Raw genomic sequence first — 14,699 nt, forward strand, 5'->3', positions numbered from 1 at the left:
TCAGTTCGCGGCCGGGGGGCGATCATGTCGGTGCGGGGTCGGCTTAGGCTGCTAGGGAAGCTGGCACTCGTCCTGGTGAGTCTCTCGTTTATACTGTTCGTCGGCGTAGCGCTGACTCTGATTTTTGCACCTCAGCTGGTTCGCGACCAACTGACCAGGCTTGGCGGTAGCGCCATTCTCGCCGGCAAGAAAATGCCACCGACACTGGCGGCTCAACCTCTCATCTCCAATTGCGCTTGGTTAAAGCAGAACTGGACGGACGAGGATCGGGCCTGGTTCCACAATGCCTCCCAGGGTACGGCGACGTTTCCAATGCCCTATGCTTGGTTTCGAAGTCTCGAGCGGCCGGAATTCAACCCGCTGCCGCGCGGTTCGATCAGCGATCCAGGATATCTGACCAAGCTCGGTTTTATTCCGCCGGACGCGAAATGCGATCCGCCGGCAGGCGCTTCGGCGCCCGAGGGATATGGTGTCCTTCCCGTCGGATTCGCAGTTTTGAAGGGCGGAACGGACCCGGCAACCGGCAACGCCTACCAGGACGCGCTCGGTCTGACATGCGCAGCCTGCCACACTGGGCAGATAATCTATCAAGGGACCAGCCTGCGGATCGACGGAGCCCCGGCGATGATAGATCTGCAGAATCTGGAGCGCGTCATAGGGCTGTCGCTCTGCTACACCAATTCACCCATCTTGTTCTGGCGTAAACAGCGCTTCGTGGACACCCTGCTTGACGGCGACGAGGGTGATACGAGCAAGTCACGCGATCAACGCAAAGCCGAGATCGAACGGCAACTCAAACATCTGTGTGACAACGAAGTGACCGCCAAGGTGCTTTCGGAGTTGGCGATTCTGAGCAGGCGCCAGCAGGCTCATGCCGAGGAGGGCTTCGGACGGCTCGACGCGCTCAACCGTATCGGCAATCAAGTTTTTCACGAGAATCTAAGCGATCCCGAAGATTTTAGTAAACCTGCCAAAGGCGTCTCTATCCAGGATTTCGAATCGAATTTCGCAGCGCGCAGTGCACCGGTGAGTTTCCCTCCAATTTGGGATGTGCCGCATTTTCTTTGGGCGCAATACGATGCCTCGATCCTCAATCCCAGCGTTCGCAATATCGGTGAGGCTATAGGCGTTGCGGGTAAGATCAACATGATCAATCCGGCGCGCTCACTCTTCTCGTCGAGCATCGATGTGGAAAACATCGACAGAGCCGAGAAGCTCCTGCGTGGAAAAAAGCCGCCGCTCGAGGAACCGGTAGGCTTCAGTGGCCTGCACGCCCCTAAATGGGAGGATGCGGCAACGCATTTTCCTGATGACGAAAAGTGGAAGATTAACGCCGAGCGGGTCGAAGTGGGGCGAGGGCTCTATCGAAAGTACTGCTTCGAATGCCATCGCGGACCGGTCCGGGACCCCGAAATTGCCGTCGATGACCCGGATTCTTTTTGGAGCGAGGTGAATTCCGATCAGAAAGACAAGCCGATCGAAGAGAGAAACTGGATAAAGTTGGGCAGCGGGTCATGGTTCAATGTCGTGCAAAAGCCCGTTGAGGAGATCGGGACCGACGCAGAGCAAGCTCGTGTGTTGACAGAAAGGCGCGTCCGCTTGCCGGACTTTCTCGGCATCAATGCCGGACGCGATTTCGTCAGCACATGTAAGACGGAAAGGGATCCGGCGCTCAAGACATCCTTCGCTCTCAACCTGATGGCTGTGGTCCAAAAGGTTGTAGATCAGTGGTTTGAGGAAGGCGGCAAGTCGAAGTCGGCTGACGAACAAGCCTCGATCCGTGGCATCTTGCCCAACTGCCCGAACCCGAGGGTTTTTCAGCCCATGGTCAGGGAGACCGGCGCCAACGCATCGGGCGATGCGGCCGATCGAGCAGAGACGTCGTTGCAATATGTCATGAAGCCCCATTATCGGGCCCGCCCGCTTGACGGCGTCTGGGCGACCGCTCCCTATTTACACAACGGTTCAGTACCGACACTGGACGATCTCTTGAAACCGCAAATTGACCGGCCCAATGTCTTCTGCGTGGGGCCACTTGAGTTCGATCCTGTCAAGGTTGGCTTGTCTCAGGATTTCGATGAAGGAACCGGAGAGTGCCCCGCCGGCCTTACTCGTCTAGACACGCATCTTCGCGGCAATTCCAACCGTGGCCATTCGTTCGAGCGGACGGATGGGGCGTCGGCTCCCCTTGGCGTGATCGGTCGAGAGCTTTCGCCCGACGAGCGCTCCGCGTTGGTCGAGTATTTGAAGATACTCTGAACTGTACGATGCGACACCGGACTGAACGGACAAACTCCACTTGGCTATCGCGACGGCCGGAAACGACCAAGTTTAGAGTGCACCCCGAAGGAAGAATGGACATATCCATGGATTGGGACTTCATAGGGAAGGTCATTGCAGCGACGGCTGCGCTTGGAACAGCGTCGTTTGGTCTTGTCGATGCGTCAAAGGCATTGCGAGGCGGTATTTCGAATGTCGGCTTCGGCTTTATCAGAAAAGCTCTGCAGCCATTCCAGGCTGCGCTGAAGTTGATTGACGACAAAGATCCCGTCGTTTGATCGAAAACATGCTCGATCAGGAACGTCGCAGCTATCCGGAAATCGAACGGTTTTTCGATACCGCCCGATCGCAGGAACTGGTCTTCGTGAAGAACCTGGAAAACGTACAGGGAGACGAGCGCGACATTATTTTCTTCTCCGTCGCGGTCGGGCCCGATCAGACTGGACGGACTGTTTCAACGGTGAGTTCACTCAACAAGGAGGGCGGTCACCGGCGTCTGAATGTGGCGATCACGCGCGCTCGTCAGGAGATGGTCGTGTTCGCAACGCTTCGCCCCGAGCAGATCGACCTTTCACGGACAGCAGCGCGCGGCGTCCGGGAATTCAAGCATTTTCTCGAATTTGCCGAACGCGGAGCGCGCGCCATGGCGGAGGTGTCCTCAGCAACGGGACAAGGCACAGAATCGCAGTTCGAGGATGCAGTCAAGGCAGCGCTTGAAAAGCGCGGCTGGACCGTTCACCCACAGATCGGCGTTTCCAATTTCCGGGTCGATCTGGGCATCGTCGATCCAGACGTGCCGGGGCGGTATCTCGCGGGGGTCGAATGCGATGGCGCGACCTATCACCGCTCGGCTACTGCGCGGGATCGAGACCGACTGCGGGAACAGATCCTGCGCGGGCTTGGCTGGCGGATCCACAGAGTTTGGAGCACGGATTGGTGGATGAATTTCGAGGCAGCGACGGAGACGCTTCACGCGGATCTCGAAGCGGACCTCGCTGCAAGCCGTGCGGCCGTTGCGGCAAAAAAGGCAGGAGATGCGGCCAACGTGGCCGAAAAGACCGTCTCGTCGCAGACGCAGGCAGATGCGGCGATGGACGTGCCGGATCTTGCCACGCAGGATGCCGTCGGAGCGGAGCAAATGGACGATTTCGGGCTGGAAGAAGTCTTTGTCGCCACAGTGCCCGAACCCGCGCCACTCGCGCAGATTTTCCCGCCGGGCGGATCCAGCGCCAACAGTGCTGCTTATGCCGACGCGGTCACGATCAGCAGGGCCACGAGCCAGTCCGAACCCCAGGGGGAGGAGAAACGGCTCTATCGGCAGACCGATCTTCCGATGGCAGGGTTTTTGACCGATGCATCGAAGTTCTATGATCCGGCCTATCGCTCGCAACTGCGCGCGATGACCAGCCATATCCTGTCCATCGAAGCGCCGATTTACGAGGACCTGCTGTTCCAGCGATTGGCACGCGCTCATGGTTTTGCTCGGGCCGGTGGCAGTATTCGCGAAACTGTTCAGAATGCGATCGGCCGCATCGTACAGGTGGCGGATGACGATGGTAGGCGGCTCATCTGGCCTCTCGATACCGATACGACCGCGATCGTGCCGTTTCGCGAATGTCTCTCGGGAGAACGCACACACGGCGATATTCCGCTTTGCGAACTGGCCTCGCTTGCGCTCCGCTTTTCCCAAGACGGCGGAGATCGCGACGAAACCGTCCGCCGCATGGCCCAGCATTTTGAACTGGGCCGATTTCGACGCGTCACCCAGGAGCGCTTCGAACGCGCCTATCACAGGGCAGTGGGAGGGTAGCCGACGATGGCGTTCAAATTCCGTCATACTGCAAGTGCCGTCGAACGATATACATTGGTCGATTTGATCCACGCGGAAGGCGAGGGAAGGGCGTTAGATATTCAGCCTCGAGTGCCTTCTCGGAGAATGAAATGAAAGCAGCCTCCAAAACGCAAGGGACCCGCAAGCGGCTGGCGGTTTTCCTGGACGGCACATGGAATGCAGTTTCCGACAACACGAACGTTTGGCGGCTGCGCGCGCTGTGTTCAACCAAAGACACCGGAAACCCTGCACAACTCGCCTATTACGACATTGGCGTAAACGGCATGGTTGGCGGGGCGTTCGGAAAAGGGCTCCTTCGCAACATCACCGATGCTTACGAATGGCTTGTTGAGAACTATAGCGACGGCGACGAAATCTTTGTGTTCGGGTTCAGTCGCGGCGCCTTTACGGCCAGATCTTTGACTGGGTTTGTCACCAAATGCGGGCTTCTAAAGCCTGGTGCGCCTTTGAGCGTCAATCAGCTATTCGCCCGCTATCGACGTCGCGATGCCCATACGATCTGGGCACTGCAATCGGATGAGAAACAAGGGAATCCTACTAGCCTTAATCTTGAAGAGCGTTGGATGCTCAAGTACTCACGAGCAGTTCCGATCAAGCTCGTGGGCGTGTGGGATACGGTCGGTGCCCTGGGCATTCCGGCTTTCAGCTGGGAAGGCATAAGCCGGTCCAGCTTCCGCTTCTTGGACACCGGGTTGCGCCTGCCAATTGAGAATGCGTTCCATGTTGTGGCTATCGACGAGCATCGGAAGGCTTTCATGCCGACATTGTGGACCAAAAGACTACCGAATGACCCCCAAGCGGTGATAGCAGCGTCACGACCCTATAATAGCGTTGAGCAACGTTGGTTCGTCGGTGCTCACGCAAACGTCGGCGGCGGATGTCAGAATGATTTGTTGGCCCAAGCTCCGCTCAAGTGGATAGTGGGCAAAGCACGTTCCCTCGGGTTGGAATTCAGGGCTGAGATTGAAGTCGATGATGGAGCGGTCGATGCGCCGATCTCTGACTCTTATCGCGAGTTTATGCGAGGCGCTTATTCAAGGATTGGCGGCAGGCATCACAGACCAATCGGAGTACCACCGGGTCGGGATCCGAATGCGACATACATCAATGTCAACGAGATGATAGACGCGTCTGTCTTCGAACGATATCGACACTCTGAAGATTACCGTCCTCCCAACCTGAGCGACTGGTCGCAGCGTAAGAATGTCGACCTGAATACGCTGTCAGCCTCCGTGTCGGTCGACGATCCGAGCCTGGAGATTGCCGATGACCAAAAATGAAGGCCTTCAGGCATCAACGCGGCCGTCGGAAAGGACGATCACGTCGGCATGTTGATCGAAGCGCCGGTGCCGCGGCATTCGCCTGACCCCCGATCAATGCGAGGCCATGTTGCATAATATTGCAGTGTGAAACTCAACAGTGGACCTGTCGGCTCCTTCGTTATTCAAACTGCTCCGCTGCCCGTCGCTGAACCTCCGCCACGGTCGTCAGGAAAATCGACTATGTGCCCAGGCCAGTCCAAGGGAAGGTCCAGATCAAACGCCACCTCCATTGCCCCATCAGGACTGGTGTATCGTCCGCTTTTCAATACGTCGATGTGCCACTGTTCGAGTAGGGCCTCCGGACGCTGCGTGATCCGAGAGAATGCCCACTGAAGGTACTCGCGCCGCAACAATTTCCGATCAGGCTTTATGCATTCCCCAACTGCGCGTCCCCCAACTATTCGACATACTGCCGAGTGGCCGCTTGGACAGGAGATTGTGCCGCCTGGAGGTTGCGGACAGTTGCACATCGTCATTTGGTTCCCTCCCGTGTGACCACGATTACGCCTCCGACTTCGCTGACTTGGTAAGGCCCAATAGAATTTGGACGCGTCATAGACCCCAAGGCTAGAATGCCCTCGGCATAGCCGGAAACGGTAATCGATCGCTGTTCGAGTGAAGCATCTATCTCATTGGATGAGAAGCCGACGGCCCTAACAGGCTTTTTGAAAACCTGAGCAACTGTGCTGATGCCATCGCCAAAGGTGGCACCATCGTCAAATTCAATGGCAACCCCGCTGTCCGGCGGGATCTCGTTCTTCCATGCTCCATGGAACCATACGCCCATAGCCGAGACGAGAAACAGAATAGGCAAGGCGGAGAAGATTAGATCAGGCGGGGTTGTCTCAGGCAATTGCAAGCCAAAGTGCTCCATCGCGGCTTGCAGAGGCGGATACCACCAGAGGCTGGACGTCGCTATAGAGGCAAATATCAAATACCGCGCGAATCGCGCGCGGGCCGTACCTCTGACAGCTCTGACAAATGCGACAATCTGATCCCAGCTGGGCCAGCGCACTATACAACCCCGGACGTGCTTTGGTGGTGTTATTTCAAGACGCAAATATGTGAAATGTTACTGCCCTAAAAATCAATCGTCAAAACATAGGTGATCAACACGCCGAAGAATACGGACTATCGTCAACGTATCGCCTGTCGCGGACAGGTAAGGAATCCCTACCATTGCCGGCTAGCGCGCGCAGGCGTGCCAAGCGACACTGCGGGCCGGAGCGCCTGACCGATGCCGTTGAAAAAGTCGGTTGAGTCTGTGGACTTGGCGTGATTCCGTTTTCTGGGTGATTTGCCAGGAGAACGGACCGATGATGGGTCGCCAGACCGCCGATCAAGCGCAGCTCTTCTATTCGTTCAACCTCAATGAGCGTATTCCGAAGACGCATCTGCTGCGCCGGATCGATGTGTTTGTGACCGAAGCCCTCGCTGGGATACATCGCGAGCTGGCCGGCTTCAACAGCCATACCGGTCGGCCCTCGATCGATCCCGAACTCCTGATGCGGATGCTGATCGTCGGCTATTGCTACGGCATTCGATCCGAGCGGCGTCTGTGTGAAGAGGTCGCGCTGAACCTCGCCTACCGATGGTTTTGCCGGCTCGATCTGGAGGACGAGATCCCGGATCATTCGAGCTTCTCCAAGAACCGGCATGGCAGGTTCCGCGACAGCGATCTCCTGCGATTGGTGTTCGAGCGGGTCGTCGGGATCTGCCTTGAGGCTGGCCTGGTCAAGGGCGACGGGTTCTCGGTCGACGCGAGCGTCATCGAAGCGGATGCAAGCCGTTATCATGGCCGTGCTCCGGAGGAGATCGACTGGGGTTCGCTTGAGGACCCGTCGCGTGCGGTGCGTGAGTATCTCGACGCACTCGACGAGGCGGAAGAGGTGGAGGCGGGTCGAAAGACCCCGAAGGTAATCTCGCTATCCGACCCAGCGTCAGCCTGGACGGCCAAGGCGAACAAGCGCGTCCAGTTCGGCTACGGCCTAAACTACCTGATCGACAACGAGCACGCGATCATCGTCGATGTCGAACCCACACCGGCGCGGACCTTCGATGAGGTTGGAGCGACGGCCACAATGATCGAGCGCACGAAGGCGCGGTTTGGCTTGAAGCCGAAGCGGCTCGCCGCCGATACAGCCTACGGCACTGGCAAGTTCCTCGGCTGGCTCGTCGATCAGAACATCGCGCCGCACATTCCTGTCTGGGACAACAGCCAGCGTGATGACGGAACCTTCAGCCGCGCGGACTTCATCTTCGATGCGGTCCAGAACCGGTTCACCTGTCCCGCCGGCAAGCTGCTCATGCAGTATCGCCGCAACTTCACGGTCCCGCGCACCGACAATGTCAGCGGTGGAAACCGGAAGTACCGGGCCAGCAAACGAGACTGCCAGCGTTGTGATCTCAAGCCCCGCTGCTGTCCAAAAACGCCGGTGCGCGATGTGCTGCGCAGCGTCCATGAAGAGGCTCGCGACCACGCGCGTCAAATGGCGCATACGCCCGAGTTCGAACGGTCGCGCAACGAGCGCAAGAAGGTCGAGATGCTCTTCGCACACCTGAAGACCACGCTCCGCTTCGAACGCATGAGATTACGCGGCCTGAGCGGAGCCCGTGACGAGTTCCTCATGGCCGCCATCACGCAAAACCTGCGACGGCTGGTGCGGCTGACAACGCCCACGGCGCCGGCGCTGGCATGATGGAGGCCAATCCGCAGAACTCTCGCCAACGAGCCAAGATGCAAGCGCCATTCAGCCGACCGCCCTTACGCCTCCGGACAGGCAGACAGGGGTCGCAATCGAGTTTTTCCACAGCATCGACCCATTGCGATTTCCCGCACCCATATCCGTTCGTTATACATGCTGTCGATATCGCATGATCAAAGCGGCCTTTTCGCATTTCAAATCTGCAGCTCCAGGGGACTCGACTTCAAGTAACGCAGTTTAAGGCGCCCGCCACTGGCGGCCTTGGCGTCGGCCAGCGCCTTCTCGACGAGTACAAAATGGTGGAACGCGTCTTTCAACCCCTTTGAGACCTTCTTGCCGCCGGCCTCCCTCGCTACGATGCCCTTGTTGAGGTAGTGGCTGCTGCAATTGAGCCATATCGTGAATGGCTGGCCCGCTTCGGGATTAGGGGAGCGCTCAGCCGCTGGCCCGAGGCGCGAGTTCACTAGAACCTCCAGGATCCGCAAGTCGGGATTTGCGTGCTCGCCATTAGCGCAGAAAATGTAGTGATCAGCGGTGATGCGCTTGACGAACTCGCGGTCGAGATTGTGCTCCGAACCGTGATGCTGAACCTTGAGCACGTCCAGATGCAGGCCTGCCCCATCCGTAAGGCGGCCGTGATGTGTCAGGCCGGCGAGAACGTCCTCGTGGTGGCCATCGCCGGTCATCACTACCCTAGTTACGCCGCCGCCTGGCTGGGGTTCCTCCAGCAGCAGCATCAGCGAGGCAAGGTTAGGCTCGGTTACTTTCGTTCGTTTGCCGATTTCATCGTCGATCGATTGGCCTAACCCCGGGGCGGGGAGCGCGCCCTCGTTGTCCGCCAGCCAATCCTTCAGGCGCTTCACGCCTTTTTTGTTTTCTATATCTTGCAGCCAGGCGTTCCAGTAGGCGCGTAGGACATCAAGATCCTTCTGGAACGGCCCGATGACACGGATCGACAGTGTGCTTCCTGGTTTGAGAGTGATTGCGTTCTTGTCGCGAACCATGGCTAGGAGCTTGCCGAACTCGCCGTTAAGCGGAATGTTCAACTGGTCGGCAGCAATGCGCCTCGACACTTTGATGGCCTCAGGGATAGAATTGGCAATGTTGCGATAGGTGGCTGCAAGGTTGAGCGCCTCAGGATTGGTGGAACTGGACAGCGCGCTCGCCTGCGAAGCAAGCATGGTTCAATCTCTCCGGCATTGTCTTCGACGAGCGCCTTGAAGGCGTTATGCCAGATGCGTTTGACGAGCGGCGGCTCGCCGAACGCAGGCTTGTTGGTGGGCTTGCCCGTCGCGAGCTTGTGTTTGTGAACGCGCCACAACACCGTGTCTTCGAGCATACGTAGCACGCCGCCAATATGGTCCTGGTCGACATGCGAGACATAGACTAAATCGAGTTCATTTCCCATCGCTGCCCAGCGCCCGAGAAACGGCCGGACCTCGGCTTCGTACGAGTCGGGCATGCCCCCATCGGCCAGTATCGATACCCCGCCGGCCTCGATCAGCAGGCAATCGCCCTTCGCGGAAGGCAGGATGGTGATCTTCATGAAAAGCGTCCCTTTACATCGCGACGAAGGCTTGCGCGCGTCGCCGCAGCGACGCAGGCCTCAGGCGAGATCACTCCGAAACCGCAGTCGTTCACCCATTCATAGGTGCCGCCCGGGAGCGGCTGCGCCGTAGCCTTAAGGATACCGAGTATCTGTGCCGCGGTAAGGTTCGGCTCGGCTGCCAGCATCAGGCCGACTACCCCCGCGACATAAGGGCTCGCCATACTGGTGCCGGTCATTGAGATCCAGGGCTCGGCAGGATCGCCGAAGCCATTGGCGGCAAGGATCTCGGTTCCTGGGGCGGCGACGTCGGGTTTGGGCCTTCCATCGCGTGTGGGTCCCTGACTTGAGGTGATGTGCGCGCGGCGGCGCGCCTCGTCGAGATTAGCCACCGAAATTATGCGCTGACCGCAGGCGAGCGCACTGACCGAAGACGCATCCACAGTTGATTTCGCCGAAAAGAATGATGGCCAGAAATGCGAGCCATCCCCAAGGTCGGCCGGATCGTCGCGCTCGATCCAGGCGTGGAAGATGCCATCGCGAACCAGGAGGCCTTGGAGTCAGATCTGCCAGGTTCCCGACGTTACGCCGACCACCAGTGTCTTGCTCAAGAAGGGTGTCAGATAGACCGCGATGTAGTTGGCCCCGTTGGCCGGGTGATGCAGCTCGTTGTAGGTGCTGAGCATCGTGCGATCGGGCAGCTGGAAGTTTTCCAGGAACTCGCCTGGTTCGATCGGGCCGATCCAATCGCCGTTCGGTGGCCGGATGCTGATGGCAAATCGGTCCTGCGGTTCGTACCAAAGCTCCATCTCGTTTTCCGAGACGTCCTTGATGCGATCGCCGATCACTTCCCATTCGAGCACGTGGTCCAAGCCTTGGGCAACGATACGTGAACCCGCATGTATGCGGCCCAGCATGTAGCCGAGGTCGCTTGGCGCCTCCGGTCGCTCCTGACCCGCATTCCCGGCCGCGATGCAGATCGACCGGCCAGGCTCGGCAAGCAGAGTATCGATCCAGCGATCAAGCACGCTTGAACCGTCATGGGCGTGCCCATTTGTGCCTAGGCTGATGTTAATCGATATTGGCCGGCCTGCGGCTAGATCGAGGAGGTAGTACACGGCGTCCAGCAATCGCGTTGAATCATAGAACGAGGTGCGGCGCGCCAGGTCATCGTCCGGCAGCGAGACGAGAACGGCAGCAATCTCCGCTTTGCTGCACAAACCGTTCGCGCCGGCAGCGATCGAGGCCACATGGGTGCCATGCGATCCCACCACCATCTGCGACTGGGGTTCGAGGTCGTGCGGAGACACTTGCACCTGCTTGGCTTCTACAATCGCACTTGCCATGTCAGCAGCGCCGATTACCCTGCCGTAGTCATATCCGGTGGGGCGCTGCCCCTTCCGCGCTCCCTGATCCCAGATAGTGACAAAGCGGGATTTGCCGTTTTGATCCATGAATTCTGGGTGAGCCCAATCGAAGCCTTCGACATCGATGATGCCGATGAGAACGCCGGCACCATCGCCGTGCGGCTGCTTCTTCTTGTCAACCCCGCGGCGCGGCGGGGCCTTGCTGGCCGTGCTGCCCTTGATGGGTCTGGGGTGTTTCAGGTTGTCAGCGGGCTCGATGAAAATAGTGCCCGGGTCGCCGGCGAGGTTGTCCACCTCCTCGATCGTCATGCGCTTAACGGCCAGCCCGCCTAAAACCCGTTCATGCGGCCCTCGTTGCAGCGGCTTGGTCGATCGGACGAACACATTTACCTGGACGCGTCCGTACCGGTTGGCTGTGTCTAGGGTTTTGACTGCTGTTTCCCTTTTGGATGCCTCGTGCGGCGCCACCGCGTTGGCGCGCTGTGGGACTCGCGCCGCGAGATCAGGGTCGACGATCTTCAGACACCCTTGCATCTCAGCTTTGGCGGCGCTGACCTCGGCGTCGCAATTGGCAAACACGCGGAGTTTCGGGTGCATGTTCCGTTGTGCACGCAGATCTCGATCGTCTGGCATGATTATATACCCCCTACCTCCTGTACTATCTCACAGAAACTGTGGCAATTCTATCCTATCGCCCGGAATTCGTACAAGAATACTACACAGAGTAAGATTTGATTGTGAATATTCGCCCGCTGGGTCAACAGCCCAGTTCGGAACGCCGCAATCCCTGATCGATCGCTGCTCCCGGAAGCCATCGCGGGAAACGCTAAAAAGCGCCATGTCTAACACACTTCTAAAACTCCTGCTCAAGACAGGATAGCGTTCGAACATGGGTCAATCCTCAGTGGGAAAAATCTCCTCGTCTGGAGTGCGCCCCTGAGGGTGGACACTGATCAAGCTGCTGTTTTGCCAGTCTGCCGGATGTGTTGGTCCTCGAACTGTTGCGGGCTCAGATAGCCGAGCGCTGAATGGAGCCTGCGCTTGTTGTAGACCTCCTCGATGAAGTGGGGAAGATGTTCGGTTACGTTCTCGAAAATCTCGAAGGCCATCGGATAGACCGCCTTGATCTTCAGCGTCTTCATGAAGCTCTCGGCCTTGGCGTTGTCATAAGGATTGCCTCTGCGGCCCATCGAGCCGATCAGATCGTGGTCGGCCAGAAGCTGCCGGTAGAGCTCGGCGGCATATTGCGAGCCGCGATCGGAATGGTGAATGCAGCCCGGTGGCGGCTTTCTGCGATCAATGGCAGTCTTCAAGGCGGCGACGGTCAGGCGCGCGTCTATCGACTGGCCGATGGCGTAGCCGACGATGAGGCGAGACCAGGCATCGAGGATGATGGCGACATAGATGAAACGGGTCGGCAGCGCGACGTAGGTCAGATCACTCACCCAGAGCTCGTTGGGACCGCTCGGGACGACGTTCATCGCCAGGTTCGGGAAGATCGGGCCGTCGTGATCGCTGTCGGTGGTGGCGACAAAGCGCCTTCTGATCTTGGGCTGCAGGCCGTGTTCGCGCATCAGACGCCGGATCTTCTTGTGGTTCACCACAAAGCCCTGCTGACGCAGAGCCGCGCCCACTCGGCGGTAGCCATAGAACTCGAACTCGTCGCAGATCGCGAATACGGCCTCGACGATTGCCGTATCATCGGCCTGCTTTTGCGGACGGTCATAATAGGTGGAGCGCGCGATCCCCATCAGTCGGCATCCTTCCGCGATGGAGATGCCACGGGGCCGGTGACGACGGATGTAGTCCCGCTTCTCGGCCGCGGTGCGCTTTTCAGAGCCCCCTTTAGAAACTCCAGTTCCAGCGCCTGCTTGCCGACAAGCCGCTCCAGCGCAGCAATCCGGGCCTCATATTCCTGGATCAGGTCAGCGGCCTGCGCATCCTCATCGAAGGCGCCTTCCTCATATTTGCGAACCCATACGCGGATCAGCTGGCGCTGCACATCGTGGCGCTTCGCCAATCCGTGAAGCGTCTCGCCGGAAAGGTACTCCTGCGCGACCTGCCGCTTAAACTCGATGCTGTGAGTGCGATATCTTGCCATGGTTCTCTCTTCGAAAACCCGGCAGGACTGGTCAATTCCTCAATCCGATCTGTCCACCCTCAGGGGCGCACTCCACGTCCCGAGTCATTTCTCAGCGGAAATCAACATCTATTGCGACGGGACGCACAAGGCGGTGGCGGGTTCGAGGCGCGCCGTAGAAAAAGGGATGCTTTCACAAGTCGCCGGTTGCTGGTACATACGTTTCCAAGCGCCAACTCGAATGTTGACGACTTCAGGGGGAGGTTGTGATGTCATCGTCTAGAGCAAAGTCTCCTCCGATTTCGTTGTCGGAGCTTCGAAGGCGCGCGACATCGGGTGAACTGACCGTCCGCGAACTGCGCGACTACTTTGTCCCGGACAATGCCAAGACAAAGCCGTTTGTTCCGGCTTTCAAGCTCACGGATCTGGTTGACAAGGAAGGCAAGCGGCCGACAGCCAGAACTGTGACGCGGCTTTATTTCGCGGCGGAGGGCGGCGCGGCGTCCCCTCCTGGCTCTGTGACCCGGTCGCGCAGCGGTGCCCGCTCGACCATCGCAGCGGCGGCGAAGATGCGCGTGCTGGCCGAAGGCGATTCGTGGTTTCGGCTTCCGAACCTGAATTGGCCCACCTCCTATCCGGACGATCTGGTCGATGTCCTGCGCAAAACCTACGAGATACCCGGCGTGGCGATGTGGGGCGCGGAAATCGGCCCTATGGTGACGACGCAGAAGAAGAACTATCTCGTACCCCTCGGATCGGGTCTCTATCGTCACTTCATATTCTCGGGCGGAGGCAACGACGTGCTCGCTTCCGTCGGTGAACATGTCAAACGACGCGATGCGCCGGGCACCAATCCCGCCGATGCCGACACTTTCATCAAGGCCTCTTTCGACGGCGCTATTGGGCAAGTCATCGGTCACTACCAGACGCTGGGCGGCCACGTCCGATCGGTCGTCAATCCGAAGGCGACGCTCTATGTGCACGGCTACGGCCATGCGCGCCCCCGCCCAGGCGGAGAATACATTGGATCGAAACTCGAGGCGCTCGGCTTCGATGCGACGAGCAGCCTCGCCCGCAAAATCGTCGCGGCGATGGTCGACCGGTTCAACGTCAGGCTCAAGTCGTTTGTGGCTGGGCAAAACGCAGCGCACACCGACTACAAGATCGTCTATGTCAATCTGCGCCCGACGCTGATGGCGGCGACGGACTGGAATGACGACGAGATCCACCCGAGCGACGCCGGCGCGGCGAAGGCGGCGGCTATCATTTCTGAGAAGATCGCAGCGAATACGCCGAGCGCGTGAGTCCCACAGCGGAATGTTATCATGTCATCTTGGCGTCGCCGAAGACGGCGGGGGCATTCTCTGAACGCTAGGTTGGTGGTGACGATGATCGAAGTGCGCTCGTGGAGCCTGCTGATCAGGTGGAAGAGCAATTGCCCGCCGGATTGCGAACGGGATATAACCGAGCTGATCGAACACGGTGAAGTTTAGGCGGGTGAGGCACAGGCGAGGGGGCCAAGCCTGGTCATGCTCCTTTTTGCGCTA

The 14,699-nt window shown here is 58.7% G+C and carries 12 protein-coding genes and 1 pseudogene; 6 read left to right on the plus strand and 7 right to left on the minus strand.

Features of this window, described 5'->3' with window-relative positions:
* Positions 1-24: 24 nt before the first annotated feature.
* The 4 genes from ACG873_RS03815 (at position 25) to ACG873_RS03830 (ending at position 5,412) form a co-directional block, all read left to right on the plus strand.
* Positions 25-2,259, plus strand: a complete 2,235-nt coding sequence (locus ACG873_RS03815) for a di-heme-cytochrome C peroxidase (protein WP_394890516.1) — start codon at positions 25-27, stop codon at positions 2,257-2,259.
* A gap of 107 nt (positions 2,260-2,366) precedes the next feature.
* Positions 2,367-2,558: a hypothetical protein gene (locus tag ACG873_RS03820; RefSeq protein ID WP_394890517.1), complete on the plus strand. Its 192-nt coding sequence runs from the start codon at positions 2,367-2,369 to the stop codon at positions 2,556-2,558.
* Entirely contained in the window at positions 2,555-4,090 is a 1,536-nt protein-coding gene (locus ACG873_RS03825; RefSeq protein ID WP_394890518.1) for a DUF3320 domain-containing protein, read from the plus strand. The genes ACG873_RS03820 and ACG873_RS03825 overlap by 4 nt, the downstream gene beginning before the upstream one ends.
* 131 nt (positions 4,091-4,221) lie before the next feature.
* Positions 4,222-5,412 carry a DUF2235 domain-containing protein gene (locus tag ACG873_RS03830; protein WP_394890519.1) on the plus strand — a complete coding sequence of 397 codons (1,191 nt, stop codon included), beginning with the start codon at positions 4,222-4,224 and terminating at the stop codon, positions 5,410-5,412.
* A 514-nt stretch (positions 5,413-5,926) separates the two neighbouring features.
* Here the strand turns inward: ACG873_RS03830 and ACG873_RS03835 are convergent.
* Positions 5,927-6,328, minus strand: coding sequence for a hypothetical protein (locus ACG873_RS03835; protein WP_394890520.1), 402 nt, complete (start codon positions 6,326-6,328; stop codon positions 5,927-5,929).
* A 442-nt stretch (positions 6,329-6,770) separates the two neighbouring features.
* On the opposite strand from ACG873_RS03835, the gene ACG873_RS03840 reads away from it, so the two are divergent.
* Positions 6,771-8,153: a transposase gene (locus tag ACG873_RS03840; RefSeq protein ID WP_394890521.1), complete on the plus strand. Its 1,383-nt coding sequence runs from the start codon at positions 6,771-6,773 to the stop codon at positions 8,151-8,153.
* Positions 8,154-9,201: 1,048 nt separating this feature from the next.
* Here ACG873_RS03840 and ACG873_RS03845 read toward each other — a convergent pair.
* The 5 genes from ACG873_RS03845 to ACG873_RS03865 all read right to left on the minus strand — a co-directional run bounded on the left by ACG873_RS03845 (position 9,202) and on the right by ACG873_RS03865 (position 13,173).
* The gene (locus tag ACG873_RS03845; RefSeq protein ID WP_394890522.1) at positions 9,202-9,705 is read right to left on the minus strand and encodes an MBL fold metallo-hydrolase; all 504 of its coding nucleotides are present in this window, start codon (positions 9,703-9,705) and stop codon (positions 9,202-9,204) included.
* Positions 9,702-10,148, minus strand: coding sequence for a S8 family serine peptidase (locus ACG873_RS03850; RefSeq protein WP_394890523.1), 447 nt, complete (start codon positions 10,146-10,148; stop codon positions 9,702-9,704). The genes ACG873_RS03845 and ACG873_RS03850 overlap by 4 nt, the downstream gene beginning before the upstream one ends.
* Before the next feature lie 117 nt (positions 10,149-10,265).
* The gene (locus tag ACG873_RS03855) at positions 10,266-11,705 is read right to left on the minus strand and encodes a S8 family serine peptidase (RefSeq protein ID WP_394890524.1); all 1,440 of its coding nucleotides are present in this window, start codon (positions 11,703-11,705) and stop codon (positions 10,266-10,268) included.
* A gap of 320 nt (positions 11,706-12,025) precedes the next feature.
* Positions 12,026-12,874 (minus strand): IS3 family transposase, encoded by an 849-nt coding sequence (locus ACG873_RS03860; RefSeq protein WP_394893334.1) that lies wholly within the window; start codon positions 12,872-12,874, stop codon positions 12,026-12,028.
* Positions 12,823-13,173, minus strand: coding sequence for a transposase (locus ACG873_RS03865; protein WP_292192385.1), 351 nt, complete (start codon positions 13,171-13,173; stop codon positions 12,823-12,825). Before ACG873_RS03865 ends, ACG873_RS03860 begins: the two co-directional genes overlap by 52 nt.
* A 248-nt stretch (positions 13,174-13,421) precedes the next feature.
* Here ACG873_RS03865 and ACG873_RS03870 point away from each other — a divergent pair, with 248 nt between their 5' ends.
* On the plus strand, positions 13,422-14,456 hold the full coding sequence (locus tag ACG873_RS03870; RefSeq protein ID WP_394890525.1) for a hypothetical protein: 1,035 nt from the start codon (positions 13,422-13,424) through the stop codon (positions 14,454-14,456).
* A 22-nt stretch (positions 14,457-14,478) separates the two neighbouring features.
* Here the strand turns inward: ACG873_RS03870 and ACG873_RS03875 are convergent.
* Positions 14,479-14,654 (minus strand): annotated as a pseudogene (locus tag ACG873_RS03875) (ATP-binding protein); the annotation flags it as partial.
* Between the last annotated feature and the right edge of the window lie 45 nt (positions 14,655-14,699).

The sequence above is a fragment of the Allomesorhizobium aridi genome, from assembly GCF_043769475.1.
Lineage (GTDB): Bacteria > Pseudomonadota > Alphaproteobacteria > Rhizobiales > Rhizobiaceae > Allomesorhizobium.

What these genes read in the sequence shown, in the direction of transcription:
- ACG873_RS03815 (WP_394890516.1), top strand. Translation starts at nt 25, where the DNA reads ATGTCGGTGCGGGGTCGGCTTAGGCTGCTAGGGAAGCTGGCACTCGTC.
- ACG873_RS03820 (WP_394890517.1), top strand. Translation starts at nt 2,367, where the DNA reads ATGGATTGGGACTTCATAGGGAAGGTCATTGCAGCGACGGCTGCGCTT.
- ACG873_RS03830 (WP_394890519.1), top strand. Translation starts at nt 4,222, where the DNA reads ATGAAAGCAGCCTCCAAAACGCAAGGGACCCGCAAGCGGCTGGCGGTT.
- ACG873_RS03835 (WP_394890520.1), bottom strand. Translation starts at nt 6,328, where the DNA reads ATGGAGCACTTTGGCTTGCAATTGCCTGAGACAACCCCGCCTGATCTA.
- ACG873_RS03840 (WP_394890521.1), top strand. Translation starts at nt 6,771, where the DNA reads ATGATGGGTCGCCAGACCGCCGATCAAGCGCAGCTCTTCTATTCGTTC.
- ACG873_RS03845 (WP_394890522.1), bottom strand. Translation starts at nt 9,705, where the DNA reads ATGAAGATCACCATCCTGCCTTCCGCGAAGGGCGATTGCCTGCTGATC.
- ACG873_RS03855 (WP_394890524.1), bottom strand. Translation starts at nt 11,705, where the DNA reads ATGCCAGACGATCGAGATCTGCGTGCACAACGGAACATGCACCCGAAA.
- ACG873_RS03865 (WP_292192385.1), bottom strand. Translation starts at nt 13,173, where the DNA reads ATGGCAAGATATCGCACTCACAGCATCGAGTTTAAGCGGCAGGTCGCG.
- ACG873_RS03870 (WP_394890525.1), top strand. Translation starts at nt 13,422, where the DNA reads ATGTCATCGTCTAGAGCAAAGTCTCCTCCGATTTCGTTGTCGGAGCTT.